Raw genomic sequence first — 17,069 nt, 5'->3', positions numbered from 1 at the left:
TCTCGTCGGTCAGGTAGGCGCGCAGCGCGGCTTCGTTGCCGCGGTCCTGGCTTTCGGTGCGCAGGCCGACGCGGCGACTCAGGGTCGTGAAGAACGCACCGGACTCGAACTGGTTCAGCGCGTGCTGGATGGCGGCGGTACGGCTCAAATCGGGTCTCCTCGGTCGGGTTCGCCGTGCGCGGGCCGCGCAGGCAACGTGAAGTGCGATCGATTCTAGAAAGCCGATTTTTTTGTCACAATGATCGAATTTCGAACCTTTCTTTGCCGAAAAGGCAAAGCAGCGCGGCCGGATGCGGCGCGGAGACACGACGATGGCGGCTTTCCTGCATGGCCTGGCACTGCGGTATTTCGTCGAGGTGGCGCGTACCGGCTCGATCAGCGACGCGTCCGCGCGGCTGCATGTGGCCGTGTCGGCGATCAGCCGCCAGATCGCGAAGCTGGAGAGCGAGCTCGGCGCGCCGCTGTTCGAGCGCCGGCCGCGCGGGATGGCGTTGTCGGAGGCTGGCGAGCGATTGCTGGCGTTCGCGCAGCGCAGCCTGCTGGAGGCCGAGCACGTGATGAAGGACATCGGCGGGCTCGACGCGCTGCACGGCAGCCTGCTGAAGATCGCGTGCTCGGAAGGGTTCGCGATCGATTTCCTGCCCGGCGTGCTCGCGAGCTTCAAGGCGCGCCACCCGGGCGTCGATTTCATCGTGTGGGTCGTGTCGCCAGCGGACGCGACCCGGCGCGTGCGCGACGGCGATGCGGACATCGCGTTGACCTTCAGCCTCGCGCCGGAGAAGGGCGTGCGTGTCGACCACACCGAGCGCGCGCCGGTCTTTGCGCTGGTCCGCCACGATCACCCGCTCGCGGCGCGCGACGCGGTGTCGCTTGCCGATGTCGCGCGGTACGCGCATGTGCTGCCCGAGGCCGGCACGACGGTGCGCCAGCTGATCGACATCGCGTGCGCGCTCGACGGGCTGCTGCTCGAGCCCGAGCTGACGAGCAACAACACCGCGGCGATGTACGGCTACGCGCGGCGCACGGGCGCGGTGATGTTCACGGGGCTGCTGTCGGTGCGCGACCGTGCCGATGCGGACGGCTTCGCCGTCGTGCCCATGACGAACCCGCAACTGCGCGAACGCAGCATCCAGGTGCAGACGATGGCGGGGCGCGATCTGCCCGCGTCGGTACGCGCATTTCGCGACCACCTGATCGACGCGATGCAGGCCGCCTCGCCGCCGCCGACCGCCGCGCGAGGCTCGGGACGCCGGCCCGTGAGATAATCGTCAATCCGCCTTCCGTGCCCATGCGGCTCCTCGAGCCGCATCGCCCCTGTTCGACGCCAAATTGAAGAACCTGATTGTCACCCTCGATCGCGCCGGCGAGTTCGACGAGATCATCGACGTGCGCACGCCGCTCGAGTTCGCCGAGGACCATATCCCCGGCGCGCTGAACGCGCCCGTGCTCAGCAACGAAGAGCGCGTGCTCGTCGGTACGATGTACCGGCAGGTGTCGCCGTACGAGGCGACGCGTGTCGGCGCGGCAATCGTCGCACGCAACATCGCGCGCCATCTCGACACGACGTTCGCCGACCGGCCGCGCAACTGGCGGCCGCTGATCTACTGCTGGCGCGGCGGCAAGCGCTCAGGCTCGATGACGACCTGGTTCAACCTGATCGGCTGGAAGGCGCGCCAGCTCGACGGTGGCTACAAGGCGTACCGCCAGTCGGTATGCGCGACGCTCGACTCGCTGCCGACACGCTTTCGCTACATCGCGCTCGTCGGCCATACGGGCTGCGGCAAGACGCGCCTGCTGAACGCGCTGCGCGACGTGGGTGCGCAGACGCTCGATCTGGAAGCGCTCGCGTGCCATCGTGGCTCGCTGCTCGGCGCGCTGCCGGGCAAGCCGCAACCGGCGCAGAAGGGGTTCGATTCGGGGCTCGTGGAGGCGCTCGGGCGTTTCGACCCTCAATGGCCGGTATTCGTGGAGTCGGAAAGCCGCAGGATCGGGCTCGTGCAGCTGCCGATCGCGCTGATCGAAGCGTTTCACGCGGGCCCATGGGTGCAGGTCGAAGCGGCCCACGACGAGCGGATCGCGTTCCTGCTCGACGATTACGCGCACCTGTTCGACGAGCCGGATGCGTTCAAGGCACAGCTTCATCGGCTGATCGGCCTGCACAGCCGCGAAGAGGTGACGCGCTGGAAGGGGCTGATCGATGCCGGCGCGCGGGCCGATTTGTTCGCCGAACTGATCGACAGGCATTACGATCCCGCCTACGCGCGCACTTACCGCGCGACGTACAACAAGCCGAACCGGGCGCTGACCTTCACGTTCCGGCCCAACGCGGCCGACGTGCGCGATCAGGCGCGCCTGCTGCTGGCCGAACTTGCGCAAGCCGGGTTGCCCGCATCGGCCGCGCTCGCCGCCGGCACGACATCCGAAACCGACAAAGATCCATCAACGACCACCACACGATGACGACCACACGCACTCAACCGAATCCGGCCCTCGGCTGGATGACCTTCCTGCTGATCGCGGTCGCGGGACTGTTCTATGTGAAATGGTTCCCGTACTACAACAAGGCGTTCGTTGCCGCCGAGCACCATTCGATCGGCCAGTCGATCCTGATGGGCACGTCGGCAGCCGCGCCCGAGCCGTCGCTGAAGGCGGCGCTCGACTACGCGTGGGCATACGGCAAGGCGATCTGGCAGGCGATGGTGCTCGGCCTGTTGCTCGGCTCGGCCGTACAGGCGCTGCTGCCCGCGCACTGGGTGGCGCGCGTGCTCGGCCGCACGGGGTTCGGCAGCGTCGCCGCGGGCGGGCTGCTGTCGCTGCCCGGGATGATGTGCACGTGCTGCGCGGCGCCGGTCGTCGCGGGCCTGCGGGCGCGCCACGCGTCGCCGGGCGGCGCGGTCGCGTTCTGGCTCGGCAACACGGTGCTGAACCCGGCGGCGCTGGTGTTCATGGGCTTCGTACTCGGCTGGCACTGGAGCGCGCTGCGCCTCGTGCTCGGCATCGCGATGGTGTTCGGGATCGGCTACCTGCTGAACCGCATCGCGCGTCCCGAAGACCGCAGCATCGACGATGCGCAGCTTGCCGCGCTGGCAGCCGAGCAGGCCGCGGCCGGCAATCCGTTCGTCCGCTGGATGAAGCTGCTCGCGCGCATGGCCGTGCGGCTCGTGCCCGAATACATCGTGCTGGTGCTGCTGCTCGGCGCCGCGCGCGCGTGGCTGTTCCCGCATATCGGCCCGGACATCGGCAATCACCTCGGCTGGATCGTCGCATTCGCGGTCGCGGGCATGCTGTTCGTGATCCCGACGGCCGGCGAGGTGCCGATCATCCAGGCGATGCTGTCGCTCGGCATGGGCGTCGGTCCGGCCGCCGCGCTGCTGATGACGCTGCCGCCGATCAGCGTGCCGTCGCTGGCGATGCTCGCGCGTTCGTTCAAGCCTTACATGCTGGCGATCGTCGCGACGCTCGTCGTCGTATTCGGGATCGTGAGCGGCTTGCTCGCGATCGCGTTCGGGTTCTGACAACGCGGGCGACACGCCGGCCCGGCGCAATCGTCGCATTCGTATTCATCCGGCGCCGCCGCTTCACGTGTGCGGCGCCCTTTACAAGAAGCAAACAGGAAAACGCATGACCCAACCGAAGATTCATCCTCGACTCGAAAAGGCGCTGACGCGCGGCGATCTCGCGATCCGCCAGGCCAATTCCGCGCGGGCGACTGCCGTGCTGCAAGCACTCGGCACGATGATCATCGAGGCCTCCGCAACGATCGGTGTCGAGGCCAGCATCGACATTCCGCAAGGCGATCGCATTTACGATCCGGTCAACGGACTGTGGCCGCAGAAGATGCTGGTGTCGTTCGACGGCCCCGTGGACGAAGCCGACAAGGAAGAACTGCGCACGGTCTATCTGGTGGCCGACGATCCGGGCACGCAGTTCCGTGTGGAATGGCATCGCGCGGACGGCAAGCTCGGCCGCCAGGAAGGCGGTCCGCTCGCGACCGTCGCGTTCCTGACCGACGTCGAAATTCCGTGGAGCGACGACGACGAGTAACGTCGTCGCATGAAGCCGGCGCCCGGTGTCCGGCGCGCCGGCCGTCAGCGCATCATCCGCCGCCGGAACAGCCACGCGGACAGCAGGAATCCGCCGATCGCATAGCCGGCGAGCACCGCGACGTGCAGCGCGATGTCGGTCGCCGGCCGGCCGAGCATCGCGGGCCGGATCAGTTCGACCGCATTCGCGAGCGGTAGCGCCTGCGCTGCATGCTGCGCAATCGGCGGCAACTGCGTGATCGGGAAGAACACGCCCGACAGCAGCAGCATCGGCGTCAGCACGAGCGTCTGATAAAACATGAAGAAATCGTAGGACGGTGCGAGCGCCGTGACGATCATCGCGATGCTGGCGAACGCGAGGCCGGCCAGCGCGATCACCGGCAGCGCGGCCAGCATCGACGGAAACTGCGCATAGCCGAGCCCGCCCGCGACGAGCATGATCGCGCCGCCCGACAGCAGCGCCTTGCTGGCCGCCCACACGATCTCGCCGAGCACGATGTCGCCGAGCGCGAGCGGCGTATGCATGATCGCTTCCCACGTGCGCTGCACATGCATCCGCGAGAATCCCGAATACATCGACTCGAAGCTCGCGGACATCATCACGCTCGAGCCGACCGTGCCGGCCGCGAGGAACGCGATATACGACACGCCGTCGACATGGCCGAGCATCAGCCCGAGCCCGAAACCCAGCCCGAACAGATAGATCATCGGATCGGCGAGATTGCCGAACATCGATGCGAGCGCGAGCTTGCGCCACACGAGATAGTTGCGCCGCCAGACGGCGACCCAGTTGCTTGCGTTCGCCGGCATCGCGATCGCGAAGCGCGACTCGCGCGGCGGGGCCGACGGCGTGGTGGCGGAATAGTTGCGAACGTCCATGGTCGATCAGTCCTGCATCTCGCGGCCCGTGAGCCGCAGGAACACATCCTCCAGATTGGCCGGGCGGTGCAGATAGCGCAACCCCGGGCGGCCCTTGAGTCGTGCGGTGAGCGGTTCGGGATCGATCACATAGCAGAACAGTGTCTCGCCGCTGATCTCGGTGTGCTTCGCGAATGCCGACAATTCGTCGCGCAGCGCGGCCGGATCGGGCCCGTAGATCTCGATCACGTCGCAGCCGATCTCCGATTCGATCAGGGCGTGCGGCGCGCCTTCGGCGATCTTGCGGCCTTCCTCGATCACGCACAGCCGATCGCACAGGCGCTCGGCTTCCTCCATGAAATGCGTGGTGATCAGGATCGTCTTGCCGCGCGCGAGCAGCGAACGCAGCCGTTCCCACATCAGGTGCCGCGCCTGCGGATCGAGGCCGGTCGTGGGCTCGTCGAGCACCAGCACATCGGGATCGTTGACGAGCGCGCGGGCGAGCGTGAGGCGGCGTTTCATGCCGCCCGACAACTCGCCGACCTTCGCATCGGCCTTGTTTTCCAGCTTCGCGAATTCGAGTAGCGACGGGACGAGCGCGCGGGCCGCCTGCGCCGACATCCCGAAATAGCGGCTGAACACGAGCAGGTTCTCGCGCACGGTGAAGTCGGGGTCGAGGTTGTCGAACTGCGGGACGACGCCGACCCGCCGGCGGGCATGTCGCGCACGCGATGGAACCGGTTCGCCGCACAGCGCAATGGTGCCTGCATCGGGATGCGCGAGGCCGAGCAGCATCTTCAGCGTCGTGGTCTTGCCGGCGCCGTTCGGCCCGAGCAGGCCATAGCATTCGCCGACCTTCACGTTGAAGGACAGACCGTTGACGACGAGCTTGTCGCCATAGCGCTTTTCGACGTTGCGGAAATCGATCGGTGCGACGGACATGGGCGTGTTGTCGTTTCAAGCGGGCGCATTCTGCTGCCCGGTGCGTGGCCGGTTTGCGAACGGATCGGGCGCAGGGGTGTCACACGGGTATGACCGAAGCGCACGACGCCGGCGCGCGGTGGCCCGCTGGAGGTCGAGCGGGCCATTCTAGTGCATTGGCCGCATTGCTTCAGGGCATGTCTGCCCGGTGTGATGCAATTGCGCACCGATCGTGCACCGCATCATCGCGCACGCGCCGCGCGGGGCGAATCAGCGTTTTCCATCCCTTGCGTCTTGAATTGCGGCGCACCATGATGAATGCGTAGGCTCGTTGTCGCGATAGGGAGGCTTCATGGCTAGCTACAACAAGATTTTGCTGTGTTACGACGGCACGCTCGAAGGGCGCAAGGCGCTGCGTTACGGGGCCAATCTCGCAATGGACCTGAAGGCCGAAACGCATTTGCTGTCGGTCGTCGACATGCGCTCGAGCATTGCGCAAAGTGCAGGTTTGCTGACCGATGTCGCATGCGGACGCTTCGAGGAAACGGCGCGCGAAATCCTGCAGGAAGGCGTGAACTGGCTGCGCGAGCGCGGCGTGCAGGCCGAAGGCCATTTCGCGTTCGGTTATCCGATCGACGAAATCGCGAATCTCGCGTCGGAGCTGAAGGTCGACCTCGTCGTCGTCGGCCACCGGTGCCGCAGCGGATTGTCGAGATGGTGGATGGGGTCGGGCAATACGCAACTGCTCGATCGCGTGAACTGCAGCATCCTGGTGGCGTGTTCGTCGGCGGAAGAGCAGAAGGCCGAAATTGCGCGCGAGCGCGAAGCGGCCATCGCGAACGGCCAATGATCTAAAAGCTGGGGGACCGCCTGACCGGCAATGCGTGCCGGTCAGGCATCGCACTGCATCGGCAGTGCGCACGTCGAGCACGACCTGCTATGCATGCAGGTCGATCCCCGACAATTTCCACGAGAACAGCCCGAAGCGGTGGAAGATCGCCGCATAGCGCGTGCCATCGGCGCTGCGCTGGTACGTCACGACGAATTCATCGATATTTCGGTAGCCCGCGCTAGTTTGCTGCTGGCGCGGCGCTGGCGTTGCTTCGCTCGGGCTGGCCGGTGCGGCGGGCGCCGGTGCCGGCGACGATGCCGCCGAAGCGGCCGCGTTGTCGCCCGGTACGCCGGCGCTTGCCTGCGCTGGATTGGCGGGCGGTGCGGCAGGCGGGTTGCCGGGAGCATTGCCTGCTGGCGGTTGGTTCGACCACTCAGGCGGACGCTCGCCCGGATTGCCGCGCGGCGGCAATCCGCTCATCAGCGCAGCGACGCCTTCCGGGGTCGCGTAAGCATCGACCAGCGGGCCGATCAGCGCGGACCCGATCAGTGCGCCGATCACCGCGAACGGATTGTCCTTCTTCACTGCGTCGATCCGGCGCATCAGCTCTTCCGTGACCTGCTGCTTCAGGCTGATGCGCAGCGACGGAAAGTCGACGTACTCGCTGATCGCCTGCGCATCGCGCGCATCGATCGCCGATTTCAGGCGACCGAGCGCGACATACGGCGACGCGTATGCATAGCCGAGCGTCGCAAGGACGGCGACGACCAGCGCGACGATCAGGAGGGGCTTGAGTCGCCATGCGCGGCGCGACGATCCAGTCACGTTGCCTCCGGTGCGGGAAGGTTCCGCAATCAGAGACCGCCCGGCGTGGCCGATCGTTCCTCTGCGATGCAGTGATCGATCATCCGGCACACGGCATCGATCGTGCCCACCATGATCAGGCGCGACCGGCCGTGATAGACGCGCACCGGCGCGCGGCGCGCGGGTTCCGCGTGATTCAGACCGGCGTTCAGCGAGACCCGCGCGAACGCGGGGAGCGCTGACGGCAGCAGGGACGCCTGCCGTTCGACTGCGACTTCTTCTTGCACTGGCGCCGCCGCGGACAGCGGTGCGCAGGGCGTGCGGCCGCGCAGATGACGCAGGCGACCGAATTGACGGAAAGGCAGCAGACGGGCAAGGCGTTCCATGATGTTCTCCTGGAGAGACGGAATGTCAGAGTTCGCCCGAGCGGATCAGCCCGACGGCGATGCCTTCCAGCGCGAAATCCGCGCTGCCGGCCTTGACGAAGATGTTTTCGTAATCCGGGTTCTCCGCGATCAGCTCGAGGCCGCCGGGCCGGCGCATCAGCCGCTTGACCGTGACGTCGTCGCCGAGACGCGCGACGATGATCTGGCCGTCCTTCGCTTCCGTGCGCTTCTGCACGGCGAGGAGGTCGCCGTCGAGAATGCCGGCGTCGCGCATCGACAGGCCGCGCACCTTCAACAGGTAGTCGGGCTTGCTGGTGAACAGCGCGGGATCGCACGCGTAGTGCTGCGAGATGTGTTCCTGCGCAAGGATCGGGCTACCGGCCGCGACGCGGCCGACGAGCGGCAGCGACAGTTGCATCAGGCCGGCATGCGGCAGCGTGAACTGGTGGGGGGCGTCGTCGATGCCGAGCAGCCGGATGCCGCGCGATGCGCCGGCGGCCAGCTCGATCACGCCCTTGCGAGCCAGCGCGCGCAGGTGCTCCTCGGCCGCATTCGGCGAGCTGAAGCCCAGTTCGGCCGCGATCTCGGCACGGGTGGGCGGGAATCCGGAGCGCTCGATCGCGCGACGGATCAAGTCGAACACTTGCTGCTGACGGGCGGTGAGTTTGGTCATGGCTCAACTGTATGGATAGACAGTGAGCTGTATTTTTATACAGTACTTGGCGAATTTCAAGTGTTACTTGAGGTTCGACGCGATCGCGGCGGTTCCGGCGCGATTTCGCGACGCCCGGACGCCGGTTCGTCCGCCGCAACCGTCCATCCCGTCTGCGTTAGCACTTTTGAGTATTAAAAAATAAGGAACGATTATTTTTAATCATGTAACCCGTTCGATAGACTGGCCCGACATCGCAATACCGACAACACTGGAGAACCAAGGATGGCGAAGCGCAATACGGGGCTGGTGGGCGGAGTGGGCCGCCTGATCGCAACACTCGCGCTGGGCGCGGCGGCGGCGCTGGGCGTCGCGACGCATGCCCAGGCCGATACGACCTTCCTGAACGTGTCGTACGACCCGACGCGCGAGCTGTATCAGGATTTCAACCAGGCGTTCGGCAAGGAGTGGAAGGCGAAGACGGGCGAAACCGTCAACTTCAAGCAGTCGCACGGCGGCTCGGGCGCGCAGGCGCGCTCGGTGCTCGACGGCCTGCAGGCCGACGTCGTCACGCTGGCGCTGGCGTACGACATCGACGCGCTCGCGAACAAGGGGCTCGTGAACAAGGATTGGCAGAAGCGCCTGCCCGACAACGCATCGCCGTACACGTCGACGATCGTGTTCCTGGTGCGCAAGGGCAACCCGAAGGGGATCAAGGACTGGGACGACCTGACCAAGCCGGGCATCTCGATCGTCACGCCGAACCCGAAGACCTCGGGCGGCGCACGCTGGAACTACCTGGCCGCATGGGCCTACGCGCAGCACAAGCCGGGCGGCAACGAGCAGACGGCGAAGGAATTCGTCACGAAGCTCTACAAGAACGCAGGCGTGCTCGATTCGGGCGCGCGGGGCGCGACGACGAGCTTCGTGCAGCGCGGGATCGGCGACGTGCTGATCGCCTGGGAAAACGAGGCGTTCCTGTCGGTCAAGGAATTCGGCACCGACAAGTTCGAGATCGTCGTGCCGTCGGTGAGCATCCTGGCCGAGCCGCCCGTCGCGGTGGTCGACAAGGTGGTCGACAAGAAGGGCACACGCAAGCTGGCCGAGGCCTACCTGAACTACCTGTACAGCCCGCAGGGCCAGGAAATCGCGGCGCGCAACTACTACCGGCCGCGTTCGAAGAACGTGCCGGCGGAGCTGACCAAGCAGTTCCCGAAGCTGAAGCTGTACACGGTCGACGACACGTTCGGCGGCTGGACGAATGCGCAGAAGACGCATTTCGCGGACGGCGGCGTGTTCGATTCGATCTACAAGCCGCAGTAACGCCATAACGACAAGCGGCGCGCCACGACAGCGCGCCGCACCCCCGACGGGCCGCCGGCGCGATTCACTGCGCCGGCGTTTGCGTCGGACCCGTGAGCAGCATCGACCCAGCAAGAGCATCCGATGACGACGTACACCTTTCGCAAGCCGAGCGCGCTGCCCGGTTTCGGCGTGACACTCGGCATCACGGTGGCCTATTTGAGCCTCGTGGTGCTGATTCCGCTCGCCGCCACGTTCCTGAAGACCGCGACGCTGTCGTGGGACCAGTTCGTCACCGCCGTCACGTCGCCGCGCGTGCTCGCGTCGTACCGGCTGACGTTCTCGGCCGCGCTCGGCGGCGCGCTGATCAATGCCGTGTTCGGCTTCCTCGTCGCATGGGTGCTGGTGCGCTACACGTTCCCGTTCAAGCGTCTCGTCGACGCGGTCGTCGACCTGCCGTTCGCGCTGCCGACGTCGGTGGCCGGCATCTCGCTCGCGGCCGTCTACGCGACCAACGGCTGGGTCGGCCAGTATCTGGCGCCGCTCGGCATCAAGATCGCGTTTACGCCGGCCGGCGTGCTGGTCGCGCTGACCTTCATCGGGCTGCCGTTCGTCGTGCGCACCGTGCAGCCGGTGCTCGAGGATTTCGAGCGCGAGCAGGAAGAAGCCGCCGCGTGCCTCGGCGCGTCGCGCTGGCTGACGTTCCGCCGCGTCGTGCTGCCGGCCGTGCTGCCGGCGCTGCTCACCGGTTTCGCGCTCGCGTTCGCGCGCGCGCTCGGCGAATACGGCTCGGTGATCTTCATCGCCGGCAACGTGCCGATGAAATCCGAGATCACGTCGCTGCTGATCATCACGAAGCTCGAGCAGTACGACTACGCGGGCGCGACCGCGCTGGCGGTCGTGATGCTGGTCGTGTCGTTCCTGATGCTGCTGCTGATCAACACGCTGCAGTGGTATCTGCAGCGTCGTACGAGCAAGGGCGCGAGCGGTCCGGCGCCCGCCACCGTCACCGCCGCTGCTGCCGCCGTAGGAGGCCAGTAATGACCCAGGAGGCCACCGTCGTGCTGAAAACCCCGTCGCCGGCCGCGCGTACCGCGAAGCGGCTCGACCCCGTCAGCGAGTCGCGCGTCGTGCGCTGGCTGCTCACGGGCATCGCGCTGGCGTTCCTCGCGTTCTTCCTCGTCGTGCCGCTCGCCGCGGTGTTCGTCGAGGCGCTGCGCAAGGGCATCGGCTTCTATCTTGAATCACTGGCCGATCCCGACGCGTGGTCGGCGATCAAGCTGACGCTGACCGTCGCCGTGATCGCCGTGCCGCTGAACCTCGTGTTCGGCGTGTGCGCATCGTGGGCGATCGCGAAGTTCGAATTCCGCGGCAAGGCGCTGCTGACGACGCTGATCGACCTGCCGTTCTCGGTGTCGCCGGTGATCTCGGGCCTCGTGTACGTGCTGCTGTTCGGCGCGCAGGGCTGGTTCGGGCCGTGGCTGCAGGATCACGACGTGCAGATCATCTTCGCGGTGCCGGGCATCGTGCTCGCGACGATCTTCGTCACGTTCCCGTTCGTCGCGCGCGAGCTGATCCCGCTGATGCAGGCGCAAGGCACCGACGAGGAAGAAGCCGCGCGCGTGCTCGGCGCGTCGGGCTGGCAGATCTTCCGCCGCGTGACGCTGCCGAACGTGAAGTGGGGCCTGCTGTACGGCGTGATCCTGTGCAATGCGCGCGCGATGGGCGAGTTCGGCGCGGTATCGGTCGTGTCCGGCCATATCCGCGGCGTGACCGACACGATGCCGCTGCACGTGGAGATCCTGTACAACGAATACAACTTCGCGGCGGCGTTCGCGGTGGCGTCGGTGCTGGCGCTGCTCGCGCTCGTCACGCTCGCGCTGAAGCTGATCGCCGAGCGTCATCTGGCGGCCGAACTGGCCGACGCGCACGACGCCGTTCCCGCACATGCCGGCCCTGTCGGCGCCGTTTCGTCGAAATCGTAAAGAGGCAACCAGAATGGGTATCACCGTCCGTAACCTTCAGAAGCGCTTCGGCGATTTCACGGCGCTCGACAACGTCTCGCTCGACTTCCCGCCCGGCGAACTGGTCGCGCTGCTCGGGCCGTCCGGCTGCGGCAAGACCACGCTGTTGCGCGTGATCGCGGGCCTCGAGCACGCGGACGCCGGCCAGGTCGTGCTGCAGGGGCTCGACGTCGCGTCGGTCGGCGCGCGTGACCGCCAGGTTGGCTTCGTGTTCCAGCACTACGCGCTGTTCCGCCACATGACGGTGTTCGAGAACGTCGCGTTCGGGCTGCGCGTGAAGCCGCGCCGCGAGCGGCCGTCGGAAGCCGCGATTCGCGAGAAGGTGCACGAACTGCTCAAGCTCGTGCAGCTCGACTGGCTCGCGCAGCGCTATCCGTCCGAGCTGTCGGGCGGCCAGCGCCAGCGCATCGCGCTGGCCCGCGCGCTCGCGGTCGAGCCGAAGGTGCTGCTGCTCGACGAACCGTTCGGCGCGCTCGACGCGAAGGTCCGCAAGGAACTGCGCGGCTGGCTGCGTCGCCTGCACGACGACCTGCACATCTCGACGATCTTCGTCACGCACGACCAGGAAGAGGCGCTCGAAGTGGCCGATCGCATCGTCGTGCTGAATCGCGGCCACGTCGAGCAGGTCGGCAGCCCGCAGGATGTCTACGATCATCCGCAAAGCGCGTTCGTGTACGAGTTCCTCGGTGCGGCGAACCGGTTGCCGGGCACGGTCGCCGGGCGCGGCTTCGTCGCCGAGGGCGCGGCTGCGCCGATCGAGGTCGACGCCGATTTCGCGGGCCCCGCGAACGCTTACGTACGGCCGCACGATCTGCAGCTGTGGCCGGCGGGCGAAGGGCATCGCGACGGCATCGCGGTGGACGTGCGGCGCGTGATTCCGCTCGGCGGTTCGGTGCGCGTGGAGCTCGAGGCGCGCGCGGGCGGCGCGCTCGAGGCGGAACTCGACCGCGACGCATGGCGGGCGCTGTCGCTGCAGGTCGGCGACGGCGCAACGGCCGTGCCGCGCGCCGTGCGGGTATTTCCCGCGCGTTGACGAGACAAAGCAGGGCAGAGGGCGGGTTTCGCTCCGATTGAACAATCAAACAACGACAGCCTAAGAGGCATACCCATGAATTTTCAGCAATTGCGGTTCGTGCGCGAAGCGGTGCGCCAGAACATGAACCTGACGGAAGTCGCGAACGTGCTGTACACGTCGCAGTCGGGCGTGTCGAAACAGATCAAGGATCTGGAAGATGAGCTGGGCGTCGACATCTTCATTCGGCGCGGCAAGCGGCTGACGGGGCTCACGGAGCCCGGCAAGGCGGTGCATCAGCTGATCGAGCGGATGCTGCTCGACGCCGAGAACCTGCGCCGCGTCGCGCGCCAGTTCGCCGATCAGGACAGCGGCCATCTCGTCGTCGCGACGACGCACACGCAGGCGCGCTACGCGTTGCCGAAGGTGATCCGGCAGTTCACCGACGTGTTCCCGAAGGTGCATCTCGCGCTGCGCCAGGGCAGCCCGCAGCAGATCGCGCAGATGATCCTGAACGGCGAGGCCGATCTGGGCATCTCGACCGAGGCGCTCGACCGCTATCCGGACATCGTGACGTTCCCGTGCTATTCGTGGCACCACACGGTCGTCGTGCCGAAGGGCCATCCGCTCGTCGGCCGCGCGAACCTGACGCTCGAGGAAATCGCCGAGTACCCGATCATCACGTACGACCAGGACTTCACGGGCCGCTCGCACATCGACCAGGCGTTCACGCAGGCGGGCGCCGTGCCCGACGTCGTGCTGACCGCGATCGACGCGGACGTGATCAAGACTTACGTCGAACTCGGGATGGGGATCGGCGTGGTCGCGGCGATGGCTTACGATCCGCAGCGAGACACGGGGCTCGTCGCGCTCGATACGCAACACCTGTTCGAGGCGAGCACGACGCGGGTCGGGCTGCGCAAGGGTGCGTTCCTGCGTGCGTATGCGTACCGACTGATCGAAATGTTCGCGCCGCACCTGAACGAAGCGGAAATCGCGGGGCTGTTGCGCGAAGCCGTTTGACCGGTGTACTTCGCGCGCCGTCCGGGCCATTGCCGCGGATGGCGCGACTTGCAGCACGTGTGCGTTGCCGCATACGGCACCGGGCGGCGGCAGGGGATTGCCGCCATCACGGCTGAAGCATCCGCCGAGCGATAACACGCAAGGTGCGTCGCGTCAGGTGACGATCGCCGATGTTTTCAGCCAACAGAAAAACAAGAACAACCTGCGACGCCGAACCTCGGCGCGAAACGCACAATCGGCAGTCGTCCTCGTTCACAAGGCTGCGCGTTCAAATCACCGGTTCCGTCACAGTCGACGACATATCGCGACGGCGAACGAGGCCGGGCTTCGTGCCGATCGTCGACGCGATCACGCTATCCGGCACGACCCGCTCATCACCGGCAAGCCTGCTACGAAGCACTTCGACGATCCGCCGTCGGCGTTGCGAGTGTCGTGTTTGCGCGTCGTGAAGCGCGCTCGCGCGCTCCGAATAAACCCTTAAATATTGATCAGACAGGTTGCGCGCCGAAGCGAATCGGTACAGCATAGCCTTCACTCCGCCGGCGTCCCGCCGGCGGTGGCGCGTCGACGACAGCACGCGCCAGGCAGTCGGCCGTCTGCCTCGCTTCCATTCCGTGGTACCGACAGCAGCATCGATGGCCATTGCCCGGGTAGTGTGGCGCAAACGTTTGCTTACATTAAAACAACAGTCGAATAACAATCCGGCCTTCGGGCCAGTCGCCAGGAGATGTGTATGAATGTCCGCTTTCGCCGTCGCTTCCTGACCGCCGCGCTCGCCGCCGTCGCGGTGGCCGCCGCACCGGCCGTCCACGCGCAATCCGCGGCCAAGCCGAAGGTCGCGCTCGTGATGAAGTCGCTCGCCAACGAGTTCTTCCTGACCATGGAAACGGGCGCGAAGGAATACCAGAAACACAACGCGAACCAGTTCGACCTGATCACCAACGGCATCAAGGACGAGACCGACACCGCGAACCAGATCCGCATCGTCGAGCAGATGATCGTCTCGAAGGTCGATGCGATCGTGCTCGCGCCGGCCGATTCGAAGGCGCTCGTGCCGGTCGTGAAGAAGGCCGTGGACGCCGGCATCGTCGTCGTGAACATCGACAACCGGCTCGATCCCGACGTGCTGAAGTCGAAGAACCTGAACGTGCCGTTCGTCGGCCCGGACAATCGCAAAGGCGCGCGCAAGATCGGCGATTACCTCGCGAAGCGGCTGAAGGCGGGCGACCAGGTCGGCATCGTCGAAGGCGTGTCGACGACGACCAACGCGCAGCAGCGCACGGCCGGCTTCCAGGACGCGATGAAGGCGGGCGGGATGAAGGTCGTGTCGGTGCAGTCGGGCGAATGGGAGATCGACAAGGGCAATGCGGTGGCCGCCGCGATGCTCAACGAATACCCGAACCTGAAGGCGCTGCTGTGCGGCAACGACAACATGGCAATCGGCGCCGTGTCGGCCGTGCGCGCAGCCGGCAAGCAGGGCAAGGTGCTCGTGGTCGGCTACGACAACATCAACGCGATCAAGCCGATGCTGAAGGACGGCCGCGTGCTCGCGACCGCCGACCAGTACGCGGCGAAGCAGGCCGTGTTCGGCATCGACACCGCGCTCAAGGCGATCGCCGAGCATCGCAAGCAGGCCGACATGTCCGGCGTGGTCGAGACGCCGGTGGATCTCGTGACGAAGTAACGCCGCACCGGTCCGGCCGCCGCCCTCAAGAATCCGGCGCGGCGGCCGTTATCCGGTGTGAGCGCGATCACGGCCACTGCATGCACATGCACTAGTGAGCGTCATACCCGCGCGCCCCGTGCGCGCGGCCGCAACCAGGATCGCGATGGAACCGACCTTCCAACCCTCCCGTTCAGCCCATCCAGTGCTGTCCGTATCCGGCATCGGCAAGACCTATGCCGAACCCGTGCTCGCCGACGTCACGCTGACGCTCGACGCGGGCCAGGCGCTCGCGCTGACGGGCGAGAACGGCGCCGGCAAGAGCACGTTGTCGAAAATCATCGGCGGGCTCGTCGACCCGACCACCGGCACGATGCAACTCGGTGGCGAGGCGTACGCGCCGGCGAGCCGCACGCAGGCCGAGGCGCTCGGCGTGCGCATGGTGATGCAGGAGCTGAACCTGCTGCCGACGCTGAGCGTCGCCGAAAACCTGTTCCTGAACCGCCTGCCGCGGCGCTTCGGGATCATCGATCGCGCGCGGCTGCGCGACGACGCGCGTGCCGCGATGGCGCAGGTCGGGCTCGATGCGGTCGACCCCGATACGCCGGTCGGCGCGCTCGGCATCGGCCATCAGCAGATGGTCGAGATCGCGCGCAACCTGATCGGCGACTGCCGCGTGCTGATTCTCGACGAACCGACCGCGATGCTGACCGCGCGCGAAGTCGAGCTGCTGTTCGAGCAGATCGACCGGCTGAAGGCGCGCGGCGTCGCGATCGTCTACATCTCGCACCGGCTCGAAGAGCTCGCGCGCGTCGCCGAGCGCGTCGCGGTGCTGCGCGACGGCCGGCTCGTGCACGCCGGGGACATGGCGGCGACGACGTCCGACGGGCTCGTCACGCTGATGGTCGGGCGCGAGGTCGGCGAACACATCGATCTCGGCGAGCGCCGCTTCGGCGCGCCGCGGCTTGCGGTCTCGGGCCTCACGCGCGGCACGGCGGTGCGCGACGTGTCGCTCGAGGTGCGCGCGGGCGAGATCTTCGGCATCTCGGGGCTGATCGGCGCGGGACGCACCGAACTGCTGCGGCTGATCTACGGCGCCGATACGCCGGATGCCGGAACGATCGCGGTCGGCCAGCCGCTGAAGCCGGCGCGCATCGCGTCGCCGGTCGACGCGGTGAAGCTGGGCATCGCGCTGATCACCGAGGATCGCAAGGGCGAAGGGCTGCTGCTGTCGCAGTCGATCACCGCGAACGTGTCGCTCGGCCAGCTCGACCGGCTCGCGCGCGGCGGCATCGTCGATGCCGCACGCGAAACGGCGCTCGCCGAGCAGCAGATCGATGCGCTGCGAATCCGTACGCACGGGGCGGCGCAGCCCGTCGGCGAACTGTCGGGCGGAAACCAGCAGAAGGTCGTGATCGGCCGCTGGCTTGCGCGCGACATGGGCGTGCTGCTGTTCGACGAGCCGACGCGCGGGATCGACGTCGGCGCCAAATTCGAGATCTACACTTTGATGGGCGCGCTCGCGCGCGAAGGCCGCGCGCTGGTGGTC

18 protein-coding genes and 1 pseudogene are annotated in these 17,069 nt (G+C 66.9%); 12 read left to right on the top strand and 7 right to left on the bottom strand.

Translation table 11 applies throughout. The features are described 5' to 3' along the window. Positions 1-148, bottom strand: a pseudogene (locus H3O04_RS25460) (M20 peptidase family dipeptidase); the annotation flags it as partial. 163 nt (positions 149-311) lie between these two features. Here H3O04_RS25460 and H3O04_RS25455 point away from each other — a divergent pair. The 4 genes from H3O04_RS25455 to H3O04_RS25440 all read left to right on the top strand — a co-directional run bounded on the left by H3O04_RS25455 (position 312) and on the right by H3O04_RS25440 (position 4,044). Continuing rightward, positions 312-1,265 carry a LysR family transcriptional regulator gene (locus H3O04_RS25455; RefSeq protein WP_202588686.1) on the top strand — a complete coding sequence of 318 codons (954 nt, stop codon included), beginning with the start codon at positions 312-314 and terminating at the stop codon, positions 1,263-1,265. A gap of 64 nt (positions 1,266-1,329) precedes the next feature. Beyond that, entirely contained in the window at positions 1,330-2,460 is a 1,131-nt protein-coding gene (gene mnmH, locus H3O04_RS25450; RefSeq protein ID WP_023474669.1) for a tRNA 2-selenouridine(34) synthase MnmH, read from the top strand. Then, on the top strand, positions 2,457-3,515 hold the full coding sequence (locus H3O04_RS25445) for a permease (protein WP_027809855.1): 1,059 nt from the start codon (positions 2,457-2,459) through the stop codon (positions 3,513-3,515). Before mnmH ends, H3O04_RS25445 begins: the two co-directional genes overlap by 4 nt. A 106-nt stretch (positions 3,516-3,621) precedes the next feature. Next, complete coding sequence (locus H3O04_RS25440; RefSeq protein WP_006484198.1) at positions 3,622-4,044, top strand: hypothetical protein; 423 nt, start codon at positions 3,622-3,624, stop codon at positions 4,042-4,044. 44 nt (positions 4,045-4,088) lie between these two features. On the opposite strand, the gene H3O04_RS25435 is transcribed toward H3O04_RS25440, so the two are convergent. Next, on the bottom strand, positions 4,089-4,922 hold the full coding sequence (locus tag H3O04_RS25435; protein WP_023474668.1) for an ABC transporter permease: 834 nt from the start codon (positions 4,920-4,922) through the stop codon (positions 4,089-4,091). 6 nt (positions 4,923-4,928) lie between these two features. Continuing rightward, on the bottom strand, positions 4,929-5,843 hold the full coding sequence (gene nodI / locus H3O04_RS25430) for a nodulation factor ABC transporter ATP-binding protein NodI (RefSeq protein ID WP_124477256.1): 915 nt from the start codon (positions 5,841-5,843) through the stop codon (positions 4,929-4,931). Between the two features lie 331 nt (positions 5,844-6,174). Here nodI and H3O04_RS25425 point away from each other — a divergent pair, with 331 nt between their 5' ends. Continuing rightward, the gene (locus H3O04_RS25425) at positions 6,175-6,672 is read left to right on the top strand and encodes a universal stress protein (protein WP_011545343.1); all 498 of its coding nucleotides are present in this window, start codon (positions 6,175-6,177) and stop codon (positions 6,670-6,672) included. An 87-nt stretch (positions 6,673-6,759) separates the two neighbouring features. On the opposite strand, the gene H3O04_RS25420 is transcribed toward H3O04_RS25425, so the two are convergent. The 3 genes from H3O04_RS25420 to lexA are packed head-to-tail and all read right to left on the bottom strand — an operon-like array spanning position 6,760 to position 8,517. Beyond that, a complete protein-coding gene (locus tag H3O04_RS25420) occupies positions 6,760-7,479 on the bottom strand; it encodes a DUF2939 domain-containing protein (protein WP_202588685.1) in 720 nt (239 codons plus the stop codon). Positions 7,480-7,508: 29 nt separating this feature from the next. Next, entirely contained in the window at positions 7,509-7,844 is a 336-nt protein-coding gene (locus H3O04_RS25415) for a hypothetical protein (RefSeq protein ID WP_011351892.1), read from the bottom strand. 25 nt (positions 7,845-7,869) lie between these two features. Continuing rightward, positions 7,870-8,517, bottom strand: coding sequence for a transcriptional repressor LexA (gene lexA, locus H3O04_RS25410; protein ID WP_006476077.1), 648 nt, complete (start codon positions 8,515-8,517; stop codon positions 7,870-7,872). Between the two features lie 264 nt (positions 8,518-8,781). Here lexA and H3O04_RS25405 point away from each other — a divergent pair, with 264 nt between their 5' ends. From H3O04_RS25405 to H3O04_RS25385, 5 genes are all read left to right on the top strand, one after another. Continuing rightward, on the top strand, positions 8,782-9,819 hold the full coding sequence (locus H3O04_RS25405; protein ID WP_011545345.1) for a sulfate ABC transporter substrate-binding protein: 1,038 nt from the start codon (positions 8,782-8,784) through the stop codon (positions 9,817-9,819). Positions 9,820-9,942: 123 nt separating this feature from the next. Continuing rightward, positions 9,943-10,839, top strand: coding sequence for a sulfate ABC transporter permease subunit CysT (gene cysT, locus H3O04_RS25400; RefSeq protein ID WP_202588684.1), 897 nt, complete (start codon positions 9,943-9,945; stop codon positions 10,837-10,839). After that, positions 10,839-11,783: a sulfate ABC transporter permease subunit CysW gene (gene cysW / locus H3O04_RS25395; protein WP_006476074.1), complete on the top strand. Its 945-nt coding sequence runs from the start codon at positions 10,839-10,841 to the stop codon at positions 11,781-11,783. Before cysT ends, cysW begins: the two co-directional genes overlap by 1 nt. Before the next feature lie 13 nt (positions 11,784-11,796). Continuing rightward, entirely contained in the window at positions 11,797-12,855 is a 1,059-nt protein-coding gene (locus H3O04_RS25390; RefSeq protein WP_012328435.1) for a sulfate/molybdate ABC transporter ATP-binding protein, read from the top strand. Between the two features lie 75 nt (positions 12,856-12,930). Continuing rightward, entirely contained in the window at positions 12,931-13,857 is a 927-nt protein-coding gene (locus H3O04_RS25385) for a CysB family HTH-type transcriptional regulator (protein WP_006476072.1), read from the top strand. A gap of 268 nt (positions 13,858-14,125) precedes the next feature. Here H3O04_RS25385 and H3O04_RS25380 read toward each other — a convergent pair whose 3' ends face one another. Continuing rightward, entirely contained in the window at positions 14,126-14,383 is a 258-nt protein-coding gene (locus H3O04_RS25380) for a hypothetical protein (protein WP_202588683.1), read from the bottom strand. A 207-nt stretch (positions 14,384-14,590) separates the two neighbouring features. Here H3O04_RS25380 and H3O04_RS25375 point away from each other — a divergent pair, with 207 nt between their 5' ends. Together H3O04_RS25375 and H3O04_RS25370 are read left to right on the top strand one after the other, a co-directional pair. After that, positions 14,591-15,541 (top strand): sugar ABC transporter substrate-binding protein, encoded by a 951-nt coding sequence (locus H3O04_RS25375; RefSeq protein ID WP_011545349.1) that lies wholly within the window; start codon positions 14,591-14,593, stop codon positions 15,539-15,541. 145 nt (positions 15,542-15,686) lie between these two features. Continuing rightward, a partial coding sequence (locus H3O04_RS25370) for a sugar ABC transporter ATP-binding protein (RefSeq protein WP_202588682.1) occupies positions 15,687-17,069 on the top strand: 1,383 nt, incomplete at its 3' end.

The organism is Burkholderia sp. KCJ3K979 (assembly GCF_016759955.1).
Taxonomy (GTDB): Bacteria; Pseudomonadota; Gammaproteobacteria; order Burkholderiales; family Burkholderiaceae; genus Burkholderia; species Burkholderia orbicola.
Note: the sequence above shows the minus strand (reverse complement) of the source record. Positions and strands in the feature narration are given on the sequence as shown.

Coding starts and splice junctions, on each gene's coding strand:
- H3O04_RS25455 (WP_202588686.1), top strand. CDS start 312: ATGGCGGCTTTCCTGCATGGCCTGGCACTGCGGTATTTCGTCGAGGTG.
- H3O04_RS25445 (WP_027809855.1), top strand. CDS start 2,457: ATGACGACCACACGCACTCAACCGAATCCGGCCCTCGGCTGGATGACC.
- H3O04_RS25440 (WP_006484198.1), top strand. CDS start 3,622: ATGACCCAACCGAAGATTCATCCTCGACTCGAAAAGGCGCTGACGCGC.
- H3O04_RS25435 (WP_023474668.1), bottom strand. CDS start 4,922: ATGGACGTTCGCAACTATTCCGCCACCACGCCGTCGGCCCCGCCGCGC.
- nodI (WP_124477256.1), bottom strand. CDS start 5,843: ATGTCCGTCGCACCGATCGATTTCCGCAACGTCGAAAAGCGCTATGGC.
- H3O04_RS25425 (WP_011545343.1), top strand. CDS start 6,175: ATGGCTAGCTACAACAAGATTTTGCTGTGTTACGACGGCACGCTCGAA.
- H3O04_RS25415 (WP_011351892.1), bottom strand. CDS start 7,844: ATGGAACGCCTTGCCCGTCTGCTGCCTTTCCGTCAATTCGGTCGCCTG.
- lexA (WP_006476077.1), bottom strand. CDS start 8,517: ATGACCAAACTCACCGCCCGTCAGCAGCAAGTGTTCGACTTGATCCGT.
- H3O04_RS25405 (WP_011545345.1), top strand. CDS start 8,782: ATGGCGAAGCGCAATACGGGGCTGGTGGGCGGAGTGGGCCGCCTGATC.
- cysT (WP_202588684.1), top strand. CDS start 9,943: ATGACGACGTACACCTTTCGCAAGCCGAGCGCGCTGCCCGGTTTCGGC.
- cysW (WP_006476074.1), top strand. CDS start 10,839: ATGACCCAGGAGGCCACCGTCGTGCTGAAAACCCCGTCGCCGGCCGCG.
- H3O04_RS25390 (WP_012328435.1), top strand. CDS start 11,797: ATGGGTATCACCGTCCGTAACCTTCAGAAGCGCTTCGGCGATTTCACG.
- H3O04_RS25385 (WP_006476072.1), top strand. CDS start 12,931: ATGAATTTTCAGCAATTGCGGTTCGTGCGCGAAGCGGTGCGCCAGAAC.
- H3O04_RS25380 (WP_202588683.1), bottom strand. CDS start 14,383: ATGCTGTACCGATTCGCTTCGGCGCGCAACCTGTCTGATCAATATTTA.
- H3O04_RS25375 (WP_011545349.1), top strand. CDS start 14,591: ATGAATGTCCGCTTTCGCCGTCGCTTCCTGACCGCCGCGCTCGCCGCC.